Source organism: Enterobacter cloacae subsp. cloacae ATCC 13047, assembly GCF_000025565.1.
In the GTDB taxonomy this organism is placed as follows: domain Bacteria; phylum Pseudomonadota; class Gammaproteobacteria; order Enterobacterales; family Enterobacteriaceae; genus Enterobacter; species Enterobacter cloacae.
Map to the genome: position 1 here is coordinate 1,926,411 of NC_014121.1, position 15,802 is coordinate 1,942,212.

The 15,802-nt window shown below is 53.3% G+C and carries 14 protein-coding genes; 5 read left to right on the plus strand and 9 right to left on the minus strand.

The features are described 5' to 3' along the window. Window positions 1-22: 22 nt before the first annotated feature. Both ECL_RS09330 and ECL_RS09335 read right to left on the minus strand, forming a co-directional pair. Window positions 23-1,408, minus strand: coding sequence for a NarK family nitrate/nitrite MFS transporter (locus tag ECL_RS09330; protein ID WP_013096516.1), 1,386 nt, complete (start codon window positions 1,406-1,408; stop codon window positions 23-25). A 207-nt stretch (window positions 1,409-1,615) separates the two neighbouring features. After that, a complete protein-coding gene (locus tag ECL_RS09335) occupies window positions 1,616-2,191 on the minus strand; it encodes a TetR family transcriptional regulator (RefSeq protein ID WP_013096517.1) in 576 nt (191 codons plus the stop codon). A 116-nt stretch (window positions 2,192-2,307) separates the two neighbouring features. Between ECL_RS09335 and ECL_RS09340 the strand changes: the two genes are divergently transcribed. Then, window positions 2,308-3,795: an MFS transporter gene (locus ECL_RS09340; RefSeq protein ID WP_013096518.1), complete on the plus strand. Its 1,488-nt coding sequence runs from the start codon at window positions 2,308-2,310 to the stop codon at window positions 3,793-3,795. A gap of 62 nt (window positions 3,796-3,857) precedes the next feature. On the opposite strand, the gene ECL_RS09345 is transcribed toward ECL_RS09340, so the two are convergent. The 3 genes from ECL_RS09345 to yddG form a co-directional block, all read right to left on the minus strand. Further along, window positions 3,858-4,394 carry a dihydrofolate reductase family protein gene (locus ECL_RS09345; protein WP_013096519.1) on the minus strand — a complete coding sequence of 179 codons (537 nt, stop codon included), beginning with the start codon at window positions 4,392-4,394 and terminating at the stop codon, window positions 3,858-3,860. Window positions 4,395-4,535: 141 nt separating this feature from the next. Beyond that, window positions 4,536-5,609: a porin OmpC gene (ompC, locus tag ECL_RS09350; RefSeq protein WP_013096520.1), complete on the minus strand. Its 1,074-nt coding sequence runs from the start codon at window positions 5,607-5,609 to the stop codon at window positions 4,536-4,538. A 625-nt stretch (window positions 5,610-6,234) separates the two neighbouring features. Further along, entirely contained in the window at window positions 6,235-7,113 is an 879-nt protein-coding gene (yddG, locus tag ECL_RS09355; RefSeq protein ID WP_044158438.1) for an aromatic amino acid DMT transporter YddG, read from the minus strand. Window positions 7,114-7,334: 221 nt separating this feature from the next. Between yddG and fdnG the strand changes: the two genes are divergently transcribed. From fdnG to fdnI, 3 genes are read left to right on the plus strand one after another with little or no spacing between them, the layout of a single operon-like run. Further along, the gene (gene fdnG / locus ECL_RS09360; protein ID WP_109455518.1) at window positions 7,335-10,382 is read left to right on the plus strand and encodes a formate dehydrogenase-N subunit alpha; all 3,048 of its coding nucleotides are present in this window, start codon (window positions 7,335-7,337) and stop codon (window positions 10,380-10,382) included. 11 nt (window positions 10,383-10,393) lie between these two features. Then, window positions 10,394-11,278, plus strand: coding sequence for a formate dehydrogenase subunit beta (fdxH, locus tag ECL_RS09365; protein WP_013096525.1), 885 nt, complete (start codon window positions 10,394-10,396; stop codon window positions 11,276-11,278). After that, on the plus strand, window positions 11,271-11,927 hold the full coding sequence (gene fdnI, locus ECL_RS09370; protein ID WP_013096526.1) for a formate dehydrogenase-N subunit gamma: 657 nt from the start codon (window positions 11,271-11,273) through the stop codon (window positions 11,925-11,927). The genes fdxH and fdnI overlap by 8 nt, the downstream gene beginning before the upstream one ends. 54 nt (window positions 11,928-11,981) lie before the next feature. Here the strand turns inward: fdnI and ECL_RS09375 are convergent, their stop codons facing one another. The 3 genes from ECL_RS09375 to ppk2 all read right to left on the minus strand — a co-directional run bounded on the left by ECL_RS09375 (window position 11,982) and on the right by ppk2 (window position 13,314). Next, window positions 11,982-12,134, minus strand: a complete 153-nt coding sequence (locus tag ECL_RS09375; protein WP_013096527.1) for a CcdB family protein — start codon at window positions 12,132-12,134, stop codon at window positions 11,982-11,984. 69 nt (window positions 12,135-12,203) lie between these two features. Continuing rightward, on the minus strand, window positions 12,204-12,392 hold the full coding sequence (locus ECL_RS09380) for a type II toxin-antitoxin system CcdA family antitoxin (RefSeq protein WP_109455517.1): 189 nt from the start codon (window positions 12,390-12,392) through the stop codon (window positions 12,204-12,206). Between the two features lie 103 nt (window positions 12,393-12,495). After that, complete coding sequence (gene ppk2, locus ECL_RS09385; protein WP_013096528.1) at window positions 12,496-13,314, minus strand: polyphosphate kinase 2; 819 nt, start codon at window positions 13,312-13,314, stop codon at window positions 12,496-12,498. Between the two features lie 167 nt (window positions 13,315-13,481). Here ppk2 and araJ point away from each other — a divergent pair, with 167 nt between their 5' ends. After that, window positions 13,482-14,657, plus strand: coding sequence for an MFS transporter AraJ (araJ, locus tag ECL_RS09390; protein ID WP_013096529.1), 1,176 nt, complete (start codon window positions 13,482-13,484; stop codon window positions 14,655-14,657). A 61-nt stretch (window positions 14,658-14,718) separates the two neighbouring features. On the opposite strand, the gene adhP is transcribed toward araJ, so the two are convergent. Beyond that, window positions 14,719-15,729, minus strand: coding sequence for an alcohol dehydrogenase AdhP (gene adhP, locus ECL_RS09395; RefSeq protein ID WP_013096530.1), 1,011 nt, complete (start codon window positions 15,727-15,729; stop codon window positions 14,719-14,721). Between the last annotated feature and the right edge of the window lie 73 nt (window positions 15,730-15,802).

Below are 15,802 nucleotides of genomic sequence, written 5' to 3' on the forward strand. Positions count from 1 at the left end.
CGCTCCGGCGAAGATGTAGTTATTATTTTTGTGAGGATTTACGGCCGTACACCAGCCAGGTGACGAGCACGCAGACGATGTAAAACACGAGGAAGACTTTCATGGCGCCGACCGGCGATCCGGTCATTGCCAGCGAGGTGCCGAAGGCTTTAGGGATAAAAAATCCGCCTACTGCGCCAATGGCGGAAATAAAGCCCAGCGCGGCAGCGGTGTCTGTCACGGCTTCATGCTGCGCCTGTTCATCGGTGCCACCTTGCTTTCTCACCCGGTCAATGGTGATTTGGCGAAAGATAATCGCAATCATCTGGAAGGTTGAGCCGCTGCCCAGCCCGGCGGTGAGGAACAGCCCCATAAAGACCAGATAAAACGCGACAAAGCTGCCGGAGCCCGAGCCGGGCAGGGTCAGGAAGATCAGGGCGCTAAAGATGGCCATAAAGACAAAGTTGATGAGTGTGACGCGCACGCCGCCCAGCCTGTCGGAGATCATCCCGCCCGCTGAACGCGCCAGCGCACCAATCAGGGGGCCAAAGAAGGCAAGGTGAAGAATGTTAACGTCCGGAAACTGGGTTTTCGACAGCATGGCAAAGCCTGCCGAGAAACCGATAAACGAGCCGAAGGTCGCCAGATAGAGCAGGCTCAGCAGCCAGAGATGAAACCGCTTAAGCACAGGAAGCTGGCTGGCGATAGAGGCTTTTGAGCTGGCGATATCGTTCATGCCAATAAACGCCGCAATGGTGGCCAGCAGCAGAAGCGGGGCCCAGATCCAGGCGGCATTCGCCAGCCACATGGTGGACCCGTCCTCCAGAGGCACACCGTTTACCCCCAGAAAGGTGAAGATCGGCAGAAAAATGACCAGTGGCGCGATCAACTGCATTACGCTGACGCCCAGGTTTCCCAGCCCGCCGTTGATTCCCAGTGCGCTACCCTGTCTGGATTTCGGGAAGAAAAAGCTGATATTCCCCATGCTGGAGGCAAAGTTAGCGCCCGCAAATCCGCAGAGCAGGGCAATGACGATAAAGACCCAATAAGGCGTCGCGGTGTTCTGAATGGCAATCCCCAGCCAGACGCAGGGGATAATCAGGATCACGGTGCTCAATACTGTCCAGTTACGTCCGCCAAATATCGGCACCATAAAAGAGTAGGGGACACGCAATATTGCGCCGGAGAGAGAAGGTAATGCCGTTAGCATAAAAAGCTGATCGGTAGTGAAATTAAATCCGACTTTATTGAGGTTAACCGCAATGGCACTAAATAACATCCAGACGCAAAAGGCCAATAGCAGGCAAGCCACAGAAATCCATAGGTTTCTTCGCGCGATATGTTTGCCTTTATTCTCCCAGAATTGCGGATTTTCCGGTTTCCAGTTAGTTAAAAGATGGTGATGACTTTTCTCACTTTGTTGTGACATATCGCCCTCTTGCTTACCCAAATGAAGATAAAAAATAAGTAAAAACAGCTAGATATGTGAAGGTCTGGTATTGTGGTTATTGGAAGTATTGAGATACATCTGAAAGGATAGATAAAAAAGCGAACCCCAGAGTTTGGAAATCAAATAGGGGATCGCCTAATGTGTTACCAATTGTAACGGTGGGATTTAATTACTCAGAAGGGAGTATTAAAACAACTCCAGAGAAATTAATTTATCAAGATGATTATTAAACGCAGCGTCATCCATTTCAGGCATGTTTAATAGATATATGCCGTCAAGGCCACACACCAGGCCAATTAAACGCCAGGCAATACTTGCTGCCGGGTCACCGGAACGGAATACGCCTGCATTCCTGCCAGCTTCAATAAGGGCAACCGTTTCCTGATGCCACATCTCCATTGTCAGCACATACGCGCCCTTGATCTCTGCGTCGCGGGTTGCGAGGATTTGCGCTTCTCGCCAGAGGCGAATGTAGGGTTCAAACCTGCCGTCATCGCTGCCGAGCATGGCATGTAAACGTGCCCGCCAGCTGGCGTGTTCCCCGACCACATCCGCATCCAGCAGTTCGCGGATCAGTCGGATAAAGGCCAGCGATTTTAACTCACCGCCGGAGGTGAAATGGTGATGCACTTGCCCGGTTGCGACACCGGCTTCGGAGGCGATGCGGCGCACCGTCATGGCGGAAAATCCCTCGGCCAGCGCCACGCGCATGGCGGCCTGTAAGATCTCTTCCCGTCTTTCATCCCTGGTCAGATAACCCATTTTCTCTCACTCTTAAATAGCAATGAAACGAGTGTAACAAAGAGCTGGACAAGTGTTCAACATTCCGTAGGATCGCATCCTGGACATGTGTCCATTTTTATATAAAAAGGAAATTTATGTTTCGTCAGTGGTTAGCGTTAGTGATTATCGTGCTGGTGTATATCCCGGTGGCGATTGACGCGACGGTGCTGCACGTGGCGGCGCCGACATTGAGCATGACGCTGGGCGCCAGCGGTAATGAATTATTGTGGATCATCGATATCTACTCGCTGGTGATGGCGGGTATGGTGCTGCCAATGGGCGCGCTCGGCGACCGCATCGGTTTTAAACGGCTGCTGATGCTTGGCAGCACGCTGTTTGGCCTGTCATCGCTGGCGGCGGCCTTTGCCCCCTCTGCGGGCTGGCTGATTGCCGCGCGCGCCTCGCTGGCAATTGGCGCGGCAATGATCATACCGGCAACCCTTGCGGGTATACGCACCTTGTTTATTAACGCGCGAGATCGCAACATCGCGCTTGGCGTCTGGGCCGCGGTCGGGTCCGGCGGGGCGGCGTTTGGTCCGCTGATTGGCGGTATGCTGCTGGAGCATTTTTACTGGGGATCGGTCTTTTTGATCAACGTGCCGATTGTGCTGGTGGTGGTGTCGCTGGCCGCGGTCTATGTTCCGCGTCAGCAAGGGCGCCCAGAGCAGCCGCTGAATATTAGCCATGCCGTCATGCTGATTGCGGCAATTTTGCTGCTGGTCTATAGCGCCAAAACCGCGCTGAAAGGCGGGCTTTCTCCATGGCTGGTGGCCTGTACACTGCTCACCGGCGCGGTATTGCTGTTTATCTTCGTGCGTATTCAGCTTCGCGCCCGCGTGCTGATGATCGACATGCGCCTGTTTTGCCATCGCATCATTTTAAGCGGGGTGGTGATGGCGATGACCGCCATGATCGCCCTGGTGGGGTATGAATTGCTGATGGCCCAGGAGCTGCAGTTTGTGCATGGCTTTACCCCGTTTGAAGCGGGCATGTTCATGCTGCCGCTCATGGTCGCCAGCGGGTTCAGCGGCCCGATTGCCGGGATACTGGTTGGTCGTCTGGGGCTGCGCATGGTAGCGGCAGGCGGAATGGGGCTGAGCGCCGTCAGCTTTATTGGCCTGTCGATGCTCGACTTCAGCACGCAGCAGTGGCAGACGTGGTGCCTGATGGTGCTGCTTGGCTTCAGTGCAGCGAGTGCGCTGCTGGCCTCCACCTCGGCAATCATGGCGGCGGCACCGAAAGAGAAAGCCGCCGCTGCCGGGGCGATTGAAACCATGTCCTACGAACTGGGCGCAGGGCTGGGGATCGCGATATTTGGTCTGTTGCTGACCCGCAGCTTCTCGGCGTCGATTGAACTACCGCAGGGCTTACCTTCAACGCTGGCTGATAAAGCCTCGTCATCCATTGGCGAAGCGATGAAGGTCGCGCAGGATCTCAGTCCGGCGCTCGGTGAAACCGTCATTGAGGCGGCAAAAACGGCGTTTATCACGTCGCACAGCGTGGCGTTAGGCAGCGCCGGTGGGATGTTATTGCTGCTGGCGATTGGGATTTGGTTTAGCCTGGCGAACGCGCCGCAACAGTAAATGCAAGCCCGAAGGCGCTGCACCTTCGGGCTTTTCACTTCTTCTTCAGCGGCGCGGTGTCGTTATCGCGTCAGCCGATAGTGCGATTGCACCAGACCTGACGGGAAGCTACGGGTGGATAAAAGCATTAAATCGATATCCCGGGGCAGCGAGCCGAACAGCGGCTTGCCTGAGCCGATAAGGACAGGAACGGTGGTGATAACCATATCGGCCACCAGTCCTTCGCGCAGAAACGACTGGATCACCTGTCCGCCATCAATATAGACGCGGTGTGCGTTCTGCGCTGCCAGCTCAGCAAGCGCTTCCTTTGGGGTACAGCGGGAGAACTGCACTTTACCTTTCAGAGGCTCGGGCACCTCGGTGTCAGCCAGCTGACTGGAGAGCACCAACACGGGTCGGTTATAGGGCCATTGGTCAAAGGTCAGCACTTTCTCATAGCTTCCCCGGCCCATCACAATCCAGTCTTTGTCGGCAATGAACGCATCATAACCATGATCTTCCGTTGGATCATCGCGCTGGAGTAGCCAGCCGATATCGCCATCCTGGCGGGCAATGTAGCCATCAAGACTGACGGCGATAAAAACGTGGGTGGTAATCATCGAGGGCTCCCTGTTCAGGCTGTGACGTTAGGACAGTGACGACAGAGCAGTATACCGGAACCGGGGGATGACGATCAGGGGAGCGGGCAGAGGGGCAAAAAAAAGCCAGCCGCAGGGGCTGGCTTTCGGGTGTGACAAATCTTAGAACTGGTAGGTCAGACCTACAGCAACGATATTGTCGGTAGCGATTTTAGCGTCTTTGGTGAACGCATTGTCGTCCAGCAGGTTGATTTTGTAATCAACATAGGTGGACATGTTTTTGTTGAAGTAGTAGCTCGCGCCAACGTCAACGTATTCCACCAGATCCTGGTCGCCGTAAGAACCGATGTCTTTACCTTTGGATTTCAGGTAAGCGATGGACGGACGCAGACCGAAGTCGAACTGGTACTGAGCCACAACTTCGAAGTTCTGTGCTTTGTTTGCAACGTGACCGTCACCGAAAGCTGTCATGTTACGGGTTTCAGAGTAGGTGGTTGCCAGGTAGATGTTGTTCGCATCGTACTTCAGACCGGCTGCCCATACTTCTGCGTTCTCGCCACCTGCGTTCAGGTCGCTTGCTGCACGAACCTGACGGTCAGTACGGTCAGATTTCGCGTAGGTTGCACCCGCTGCGAAGCCGTCGAATTCATAGGTAGAAGAGAGACCCCAGCCGTCACCGTTAGATTCGGTGATGTCGTTACGGTCGTTTTTACCCTGGTACTGAGCGGCAACGTTCAGGCCGTCAACCAGACCGAAGAAGTCGGTGTTACGGTAAGTCGCGACGCCAGTTGTACGGCCAGTCATAAAGCCATCAGTCTGGGTCCAGGTATCGCCACCGAATTCTGGCAGAACGTCAGTCCATGCGCCGATGTCGTACGCCACGCCGTAGTTACGGCCGTAGTCGAAGGAACCGAATTCGTTGAATTTCAGACCTGCGAACGCCAGACGCGTTTTGTTACCGTCAGCACCCTGGGATTCAGAGCGGTTGCCCTTGAACTCATATTCCCACTGGCCATAACCGGTCATCTGGTCATTGATCTGAGTTTCGCCTTTGAAGCCCAGACGAACGTAGGTTTTGTCGCCGTCGTTGTCAGTATCATCAGAAAAATAGTGCAGACCTGTGACTTTACCGTACAGATCCAGCTTGTTACCGTCTTTGTTAAAAACTTCAGCCGCGTTTACAACGCCTGCTGCCAACATGGAAGTGACCGCCACTGCAACTAATTTAAGTTTCATCTTAAATATTCCTTATAATTTTCTTGGGTATTTCCTGAACCACTTCGAACGATTTCCAAACGAGGCTGTTCGTCAATGGCAAGCTATTTTTAAAAATCTTGTAGCCTGCTTTCAATAATAAGTTTCAAAATATTAAAGATAATTTCAATTAGTGTGATCGTGATCGGGTAAATTTTAGCTTTAATGAATAAATTGCCTGAAAATTATGCGATTTGTGCGCGTTTTACCGCCATTTTCGTTGCGGGAAATATAATTATTACCATTTTTATTTCATGGCGGTAATTATCGTTTTTTCCGTGTTTTTACAGTGGCTGTTGAAATCTATGTGTATTAAAATCAGTATGTTATAAGATTAAACGCACGCCGATTCCGATGTGTGAAGTGAATGTTTTGCAGTGAATTATATTATTTCATGCTTTTTCTGACGTGACTGTTTGCTATGCAGTTATTACGTTCCGGTGTCAGTTTATGTCAATTTGCGCGCCATATCTTTACGAACGAGAGTTAATATAAACAGAAACTAAACCGCTTTCTATTATTTTGCTAAAGAGTGAATGGGCGATCACATTTTAAATTTATGTTAATTATGTGGCCGGGTTGTAATTAACCCGGCATCAGGAAAAGATTATTTTCGTGTGGCGTACCAGCACAGCAAAGAACCCACACAGACCATGATGGCGCCTTGCCAGAAGGAGAAGGAAAGTGGGGCGCTCAACAACAGCGCCGCCAGCGCAGCGGATAAGACCGGGGTAAAATAGGACACGGCTGCCAGCACCGTGACGTTACCGTGAAGGATCCCAATATTCCACGACGCATAGCCCAGCCCCAGTGCGACGCCGCACATGAGTAATTTCACCACCACCGGAACGCTGAAAACCATTTCCGGTTGATCGCTTAGGGCATATTTCACCCACAAACTCAGCGCGGTAAGCAACACAAAGAGCGTGATCCCGTTTTGTCCTTTGGCATATTTACTGGTTACCGTGCAGTACGCCGCCCAGATAAACGCGCCGGCAAATGCAAGGGCATAGCTGAGGGGGCTGGAGACAACATTGCGGATAATCTCATTCACCTGCAACCCCTGTTCGCCGCCCAATACCCAGCACACACCGAGTAAAGAGAGGGCTAATCCGGGGATCACCCACAGGGACGATTTCTGCCCGTTAAACAAAATGGCAAACACAATGGTCAGACTTGGCCAGAGATAATTCACCATGCCGACTTCAATCGCCTGTGAACGCGTAGCCGCATACCCTAACGACAGCGCCAGACAAATTTCGTAGCTCACAAACAGGAGGCTGCCGGCAATAAGATAGCCGGGAGTGAAGCGCCGGATTTGAGGAAATCCTACCGTCACCAGACAGAGAAAGCCGCTGACGGTATAGATCATGGCGGCACCCCCCACAGGCCCAAGCCCTTCACTCACGCTGCGAATGAGCCCCACCATGGTGCTCCATAACAAGATTGCTGCCAGCCCAGTCAGCGTTGCTCTTTTTCTGTCCATATCCTTGCCGCTACTCTCAAAACTAAAGGCAAAACTTATAGCACCGATCGCGCCCCGGTCGCGAATTATTCTCTTAAGCCGTTAATCAAAAAGAGGTATTTAAATGCGAGATGGCTGACTATTAAGGGGGCGAACACCGGCGACCTTGATTTGACGCAAAAAAAACAGGGGCTTTGCTGTTAGTTTGCGGCGCGAAGTCTTATCCGTAAATGAGGACAACAATGGACGTCAGCCGCAGACAATTTTTTAAAATCTGCGCGGGCGGTATGGCCGGAACAACAGCCGCGATGCTGGGATTCGCTCCCAAAATGGCGCTGGCTCAGGCGCGCAACTATAAACTGCTGCGTGCCAAAGAGATCCGTAACACCTGCACATACTGCTCCGTGGGTTGTGGGCTTTTAATGTATAGCCTGGGCGATGGCGCGAAGAACGCCAGAGAGGCCATTTATCATATTGAAGGGGATCCAGACCATCCGGTGAGCCGTGGGGCACTCTGCCCGAAAGGGGCGGGACTGCTGGACTACGTTCACAGCGATAACCGTCTGCGCTATCCGGAATACCGCGCGCCGGGTTCCGACAAATGGCAGCGTATTTCCTGGGATGAAGCCTTCTCCCGGATTGCCAGACTGATGAAAGCCGACCGCGACGCCAACTTCATTGAGAAGAACGCGCAGGGCGTGACGGTGAACCGTTGGCTCTCTACCGGCATGCTGTGCGCCTCGGCGGCCAGCAATGAAACCGGCATGCTAACGCAAAAATTTGTTCGCTCCCTCGGGATGCTGGCGGTTGATAACCAGGCGCGCGTCTGACACGGACCAACGGTAGCAAGTCTTGCTCCAACATTTGGTCGCGGTGCGATGACCAACCACTGGGTTGATATCAAAAACGCCAACGTCGTGATGGTGATGGGTGGCAACGCCGCTGAGGCCCATCCGGTGGGGTTCCGCTGGGCGATGGAAGCGAAAAACAATAACGATGCGACGCTTATCGTCGTCGATCCGCGCTTTACGCGTACGGCATCGGTGGCCGATATTTATGCACCGATCCGCTCCGGTACGGACATTACGTTCCTCTCGGGCGTGCTGCTCTATCTGATTGAAAACAATAAAATCAACGCGGAGTACGTAAAACACTACACCAACGCCAGCCTGCTGGTGCGGGATGATTTTGCCTTCGATGAGGGGCTGTTCAGCGGCTATGACGCGGACAAACGTCAGTATGATAAATCGTCCTGGAACTACCAGTTCGATGAAAACGGCTATGCCAGACGCGATGAAACCCTGAGTCATCCACGCTGCGTGTGGAACTTGCTAAAACAGCACGTTTCCCGCTATACGCCGGACGTAGTAGAAAACATCTGCGGTACGCCAAAAGCCGACTTCCTGAAAGTGTGTGAGGTGCTGGCCTCTACCAGTGCCGCCGACAGAACCACCACGTTCCTGTACGCGCTGGGCTGGACGCAGCACACCGTTGGTGCGCAGAACATCCGTACCATGGCGATGATTCAGCTGCTGCTCGGCAATATGGGCATGGCGGGAGGCGGGGTAAATGCCTTGCGCGGTCACTCCAACATCCAGGGCTTAACCGATCTGGGTTTACTCTCGACCAGCCTGCCGGGTTACCTGACGCTGCCGTCGGAAAAACAGGCCGATCTGCAAACCTATCTCACGGCCAATACGCCAAAAGCGACGCGTGCGGAGCAGGTGAACTACTGGAGCAACTATCCGAAGTTCTACGTCAGCCTGATGAAATCGTTTTATGGCGATGCGGCGCAGAAAGAGAACGACTGGGGCTTTGAGTGGCTGCCGAAATGGGACCAGGCCTACGACGTCATCAAGTATTTCAACATGATGGATAAGGGCAACGTCACGGGCTATATCTGCCAGGGCTTTAACCCGGTAGCGTCCTTCCCGGACAAAAACAAAGTGGTTCGCAGCCTGAGCAAGCTGAAGTACATGGTCGTTATCGATCCGCTGGTGACGGAAACGTCTAACTTCTGGCAGAACCACGACGAGATGAATGATGTGGATCCCGCATCAATTCAGACCGAGGTCTTCCGCTTGCCGTCTACCTGTTTTGCCGAGGAAGACGGGTCGATCGCCAACTCCGGTCGCTGGTTACAGTGGCACTGGAAGGGGCAGGATGCGCCGGGTGAAGCGCGTAATGACGGTGAAATTCTGGCCGGGATTTACCATCGCCTGCGTGAGATGTACCGCACCGAAGGTGGCAAAGGCGCTGAACCGTTGCTGAAGATGAGCTGGAACTATAAGCAACCGGATCATCCTGAATCCGAAGAGGTGGCCAAAGAAAACAACGGCGTGGCGCTGGCCGATCTCTATGACGCCAACGGCAAACTGGTGGCGAAGAAAGGCCAGCTGCTGAACAGCTTTGCGCTCCTGCGCGATGATGGTTCCACCGCGTCGTCCTGCTGGATCTACACCGGCAGCTGGACCGAGCAGGGCAACCAGATGGCCAATCGCGATAACGCAGACCCGTCCGGGTTGGGTAATACGCTTGGCTGGGCCTGGGCATGGCCGCTAAACCGTCGGGTGCTGTACAACCGTGCGTCGGCGGATGTCAACGGTAAACCGTGGGATCCGAAACGGATGCTGATCGCGTGGAACGGCGTGAAATGGGCGGGGAATGATATTCCTGACTTCAACACCGCGCCACCGGGCAGTGAGACCGGGCCGTTTATTATGCAGCCGGAGGGGCTGGGACGCCTGTTTGCCCTCGACAAGCTGGCAGAGGGGCCATTCCCGGAACACTACGAGCCGATGGAAACGCCGCTCGGCACGAATCCGCTACACCCAAATGTTATCTCCAGTCCGGTCGTGCGTATCTACGCTGACGACGTGTTGCGTTTAGGCAAAAAGGACAAATTCCCATATGTGGGAACCACCTATCGCCTGACGGAGCATTTCCACACCTGGACCAAGCACGCGCGGCTTAACGCCATCGCTCAGCCGGAACAGTTTGTGGAGATAAGCGAAACGCTGGCGAAAGCGAAAGGGATTGCCAATGGCGATCGCGTGACGGTGAGCAGCAAACGTGGCTTTATCCGTGCGGTTGCGGTGGTCACTCGTCGTCTGCAGACGTTAAACGTGAATGGTCAGCAGGTGGAAACCGTGGGTATCCCGCTGCACTGGGGCTTTGAAGGTGTGGCGCAGAAAGGCTATCTCGCCAATACCCTGACGCCAAACGTTGGCGATTCCAACTCGCAAACGCCGGAGTACAAGGCGTTTCTGGTCAACATCGAGAAAGCGTAAGGAGCGAGTAAATGGCGATGGAAACACAAGACATTATCAAACGCTCCGCGACCAACCCGATAACGCCCGCGCCGCGCGCGCGGGATTATAAGGCCGAAGTCGCCAAGCTTATCGATGTCTCTTCCTGCGTGGGCTGCAAAGCCTGCCAGGTGGCTTGTTCAGAGTGGAATGATATCCGCGATGAGGTAGGGCACTGCGTTGGCGTTTACGACAACCCGGCCGATCTGAGCGCCAAATCCTGGACGGTGATGCGTTTTAGCGAAACTGACCAGAACGGCAAGCTGGAGTGGCTGATTCGAAAAGACGGCTGTATGCACTGTGAAGATCCGGGCTGCCTCAAGGCCTGCCCGTCTGCAGGCGCCATCATCCAGTATGCGAACGGAATCGTCGACTTTCAGCAGGATAACTGTATCGGCTGCGGGTACTGCATTGCGGGTTGTCCGTTTAACATCCCGCGCCTCAATAAAGAGGATAACCGGGTATATAAATGCACCCTGTGCGTAGACCGCGTCAGCGTCGGGCAGGAGCCTGCCTGCGTCAAGACCTGTCCAACCGGGGCCATTCACTTCGGCACCAAGAAAGAGATGCTGGAGGTGGCGCAGCAGCGCGTGGACAAACTGAAAGCGCGCGGCTACGACAAGGCGGGCATTTACAACCCGCAGGGGGTGGGCGGTACGCACGTGATGTACGTTCTGCATCACAATGACCAGCCGGAGCTGTACCACAATCTGCCGAAAGATCCGGCGATCGATACCTCCATCAACCTGTGGAAAGGGGCGCTAAAACCACTCTCGGCGGCGGGCTTTATCGCCACCTTTGCCGGGCTGATTTATCACTACATCGGTATCGGGCCGAATAAAGAGGTGGATGACGAGGAGGAGGAGCATCATGAGTAAGTCGAAAATGATAGTGCGCACAAAGTTTGTCGATCGCGCCTGTCACTGGACGGTGGTGATCTGCTTCTTCCTGGTGGCCGTATCCGGAATTTCGTTCTTCTTCCCGACGCTGCAATGGCTGACGGAAACGTTCGGCACGCCGCAGATGGGGCGTATTCTGCACCCGTTTTTTGGCGTACTGATTTTTGTGGTGCTGATGTTTATGTTTGTGCGTTTCGTCCACCACAATATCCCGGACAAGCAGGATATTCCCTGGCTGAAGGGCATTATTGAGGTCCTGAAGGGGAACGAACATAAAGTCGCGAAGGTCGGTAAATACAATGCCGGACAGAAGATGATGTTCTGGAGCATCATGAGCATGATTTTCGTCCTGCTGGTGACTGGTGTGATCATCTGGCGTCCTTATTTTGCGCAGTACTTCCCGATGCAGGTCATCCGCTACGCGCTGCTGATCCACGCAACCTCAGCCATCATTCTGATCCATGCCATTTTGATCCATATGTATATGGCGTTCTGGGTTAAAGGGTCGATTAAAGGCATGATTGAAGGGAAGGTGAGCCGCCGCTGGGCGCAGAAACACCACCCACGCTGGTACCGGGAAGTGGAGCGACAGGAAGCGAAACAGGAGAGTACGGAAGGGATGAAGTAAAACGTCCTGCGCCGTCGGCTTTGCCCGGCGGCGCTTCGCTTGCGCGGGCCTACGTTATGTGTTCGTCACTAACGCATCTATCGCCGCAATGACGGTTCTTCTTGCGCTGCGAAGATTACATACAATATTTTTATTATTTAATTTCTTTTTCTCCACGTGTGTTATGCCAGCGGTGTTGAGAAAATATCTCTCAAATTCAATATTCACTAACGGTCCGGAGGGTTGTAATACCTGTGTAAGTTATTATGTTTCGATAAACATCGAACTGAAAGCACATTAAAGCCCTCCAAAATAAGGGTCATCTGATAATAATCCCGCTTTAGCAGTAAATTCATTCATTGCTTTTATGAACTCCTGATCCTGATGGTGCTGGCGTTTACGTTCCTCTGGAGTCAAGGCCTGACGGGGTATTCTCTCTATCCGGGGTAGTCTGCCACTGCAGTTTTTTGTTCGGTTTGGTTTCATTTTTTAGCCTCCTTTGTTGGTGCGGTCATTATCAACCGCAGCCAACAAAAAACAATACCGTTTCCCCTGGTAATCTTCATTATTCGAGCCGTATTCCAGCTTATCAGAATTTCTCCGCAATATATCGGAAAGGATATTTTGTCGGTTTGACTTTGCCAATTTTGCGCTTCGGCAAATCCACTTTTTCAACGTGAAGTTCTTTATACGGGATCTGCGAAAGCAGATGGGAGATAATATTCAACCGCACGCGTTTTTTATCTTCCGAGCGCGCCACAAACCACGGTGCCCAGGCAGTGTCCGTGGAGGCAAACATGGCATCCCGCGCTACGGTGTATTCATCCCATAAATTGAACGATTTAATATCCATAGGCGATAATTTCCAGATCTTGCGGCCATCGTTAATGCGATCGCGTAGCCTGCGTTCCTGCTCTTTCGGCGTCACTTCAAGCCAGTATTTCAGCAAAATGATCCCGGCATCGACCATCGCTTTTTCCATCACCGGTGCGCCATCAAGAAACTTTTCAACCTGTTCCGGCGTGCAGAACCCCATCACCCGTTCAACGCCTGCGCGGTTGTACCAGCTGCGGTCAAAAATAACGATTTCACCGGCAGCGGGCAGGTGCGGAACATAACGCTGGAAATAGAGCTGCGTTTTCTCTTTTTCTGTAGGCGCAGGCAGCGCGACAACCCGGAATACGCGCGGGCTGACGCGTTCGGTTATCGCTTTTATGGTGCCGCCTTTACCGGCCCCGTCTCGTCCCTCAAACACGATGCAGACTTTTAATCCTTTGGCGACAACCCATTGCTGGAGTTTGACCAGTTCAACGTGAAGGCGACGAAGCTCTTTTTCATACTCTTTTGTTTTCAGAGGGGCATTTTTAACGACATCAACAGCGACGCTGGTTTTCTTATTACTTGCCATGATTGTCATCCTCAGGTTGTCCGGTCGCGGGGAAGAAGCGAGGCCGCATTAAGAAGTGTAATTCACCTGAATTAATGGATTAACGTGTCAGTCTGCTGATTTGAACTGGCTCACCATACAAGATTATTCAATAATGCCCGCTGCGAATTTTCACTCGTGGTTGTGGTATGAAAAAGACAATTTTCTCGTTAGCCCTTAGCACGTTTGGCCTGGGCATGGCTGAATTTGGTATTATGGGTGTCCTGACGGAACTGGCGCATGATACCGGTATTTCCATTCCCTCCGCCGGAAATATGATTTCGTTTTACGCCTTTGGCGTGGTGATTGGCGCGCCGATTGTGGCGCTGTTTTCCAGTAAGTTCTCGTTAAAAACCACGCTGCTGTTTCTGGTTGCCCTATGTGCGGTGGGTAACGCGATGTTTACCTTTTCCACATCCTATTTTTGGCTGGCGGCAGGGCGCTTAATCTCGGGGTTCCCGCACGGCGCAATTTTCGGCGTGGGGGCGATTATCCTCTCGAAAATAGCGCCACCGGGTAAGGTGACGGTGGCCGTGGCGGGGATGATCGCCGGGATGACCGTGGCGAATCTGGTGGGGGTTCCGTTTGGAACCTGGCTGGGGCATACATTCAACTGGCGTTATACCTTTTTCCTGATAGCCCTGTTTGACGCGCTGGTGATCCTCTCGGTGCTGGTGTGGGTACCAAACCTTCATGACGCATCAGAAATAAAACTCACCGAGCAGTTTCACTTCCTGAAAAAACCGGAACCGTGGCTGATTTTCGCTGCCACCATGTTTGGCAACGCTGGCGTTTTTGCGTGGTTCAGTTTTGTGAAGCCGTTTATGGTCAATGTCTCTGGCTTCTCCGAGGGGTTGATGACGATCATCATGATGTTGATGGGCTTCGGCATGGTGCTGGGTAACCTGCTGAGCGGGAAACTATCGGGTCGTTTCAGCCCGCTGCGTATTGCTGCCACCACCGATATGGTGATTGTCGCCTCACTGTTATTGCTTTTCGCCTTTGGTGAACAGAAAACCGCGTCGCTGGTGATGGGGTTCATCTGCTGTGCCGGGCTGTTCGCACTCTCTGCACCACTGCAAATTCTGCTGCTGCAAAATGCGAAAGGAGGGGAAATGCTTGGTGCCGCAGGCGGGCAGATGGCCTTTAACCTGGGCAGTGCGATTGGTGCTTATTTTGGCGGAATGATGATTACGCTCGGTTTTAGCTGGAGCTATGTCACGCTACCGGCGGCGATATTATCCTTCCTGGCGATGAGCGCGCTGCTGGTGTATGGCTATCTGCGCGCCCGGCGGGCTCAGTCTGATGCTCGTGCGCTGGCCTGAGTGCCGGAATGTGGTCATAAAAAACCGCCCCATAAACGGAGCGGTTAGCGGGAACGGACCGTTACGAGCGTAAATCAATCACCATACGGCCGCGGATCTGGCCCTGTTCCATCTCTTTGAAGATGGCATTGATATCTTCCAGCGGGCGCATTGTCACTTTTGGCACCACTTTGCCTTCGGCAGCGAACTGGAATGCTTCCTGCAGATCCTGACGGGTACCAACCAGCGAGCCGACCACCTGGATACCGTCCAGCACCAGACGGGGGATATCAAGGCTCATGGCTTCCGGCGGCAGGCCAACGGCCACCACGCGACCACCGGCACGCACCGCGTCCACCGCCGAGTTAAACGCTGCTTTCGCGACCGCGGTTACCACAGCCGCATGCGCGCCGCCGGTTTTTTCCTGCACGATTTTAGCGGCATCTTCGCTGCGGGAGTTGATGGTTAAATCCGCCCCCATGCTTGCAGCCAGCTTCAGCTGTTCGTCGTTAACGTCAAGGGCGATGACTTTGGCGTTGAAGACGTTTTTCGCATACTGCAGCGCGAGGTTACCCAGTCCGCCCAGGCCGTAGATCGCAATCCACTGGCCCGGCTTGATATGGGAGACTTTTACCGCTTTGTAAGTGGTGACGCCGGCACAGGTTATGCTGCTGGCCGCAGCGGAATCCAGCCCGTCAGGCACTTTTACCGCGTAATCCGCGGTGACAATGCACTCTTCAGCCATGCCGCCATCAACGGAATAACCGGCGTTTTTCACATCGCGGCACAGGGTTTCGTTGCCGGTATTACAGTATTCACAGTGGCCGCAGCCCTCAAAGAACCACGCGACGCTTGCACGGTCGCCGACTTTCAGTGACGTCACGCCAGGCCCAACTTCTTTCACGATCCCAATCCCTTCGTGGCCCAGGATCACACCGGTTTTATCACCGAAATCGCCATTTTTGACATGGAGGTCAGTATGGCAAACGCCACAGCACTCCATTTTGAGCAGGGCTTCGCCGTGCTTCAGTGGGCGTAAGGTTTTTTCGGTAACATTGACCTGATGATCCTGTGTAACAACAGCAGCCTTCATAGGTTTCTCCTTGTTTTTGATGGGTATGTGTATCACAGGGGAATACTACTTAAGGATTAATAGTTTAGAAGCG

Coding starts and splice junctions, on each gene's coding strand:
- adhP (WP_013096530.1), bottom strand. CDS start 15,729: ATGAAGGCTGCTGTTGTTACACAGGATCATCAGGTCAATGTTACCGAA.
- ompC (WP_013096520.1), bottom strand. CDS start 5,609: ATGAAACTTAAATTAGTTGCAGTGGCGGTCACTTCCATGTTGGCAGCA.
- ECL_RS09330 (WP_013096516.1), bottom strand. CDS start 1,408: ATGTCACAACAAAGTGAGAAAAGTCATCACCATCTTTTAACTAACTGG.
- fdnI (WP_013096526.1), top strand. CDS start 11,271: ATGAGTAAGTCGAAAATGATAGTGCGCACAAAGTTTGTCGATCGCGCC.
- ECL_RS09335 (WP_013096517.1), bottom strand. CDS start 2,191: ATGGGTTATCTGACCAGGGATGAAAGACGGGAAGAGATCTTACAGGCC.
- ECL_RS09340 (WP_013096518.1), top strand. CDS start 2,308: ATGTTTCGTCAGTGGTTAGCGTTAGTGATTATCGTGCTGGTGTATATC.
- fdxH (WP_013096525.1), top strand. CDS start 10,394: ATGGCGATGGAAACACAAGACATTATCAAACGCTCCGCGACCAACCCG.
- ECL_RS09380 (WP_109455517.1), bottom strand. CDS start 12,392: ATGAAACCAAACCGAACAAAAAACTGCAGTGGCAGACTACCCCGGATA.
- ppk2 (WP_013096528.1), bottom strand. CDS start 13,314: ATGGCAAGTAATAAGAAAACCAGCGTCGCTGTTGATGTCGTTAAAAAT.
- ECL_RS09345 (WP_013096519.1), bottom strand. CDS start 4,394: ATGATTACCACCCACGTTTTTATCGCCGTCAGTCTTGATGGCTACATT.
- yddG (WP_044158438.1), bottom strand. CDS start 7,113: ATGGACAGAAAAAGAGCAACGCTGACTGGGCTGGCAGCAATCTTGTTA.
- araJ (WP_013096529.1), top strand. CDS start 13,482: ATGAAAAAGACAATTTTCTCGTTAGCCCTTAGCACGTTTGGCCTGGGC.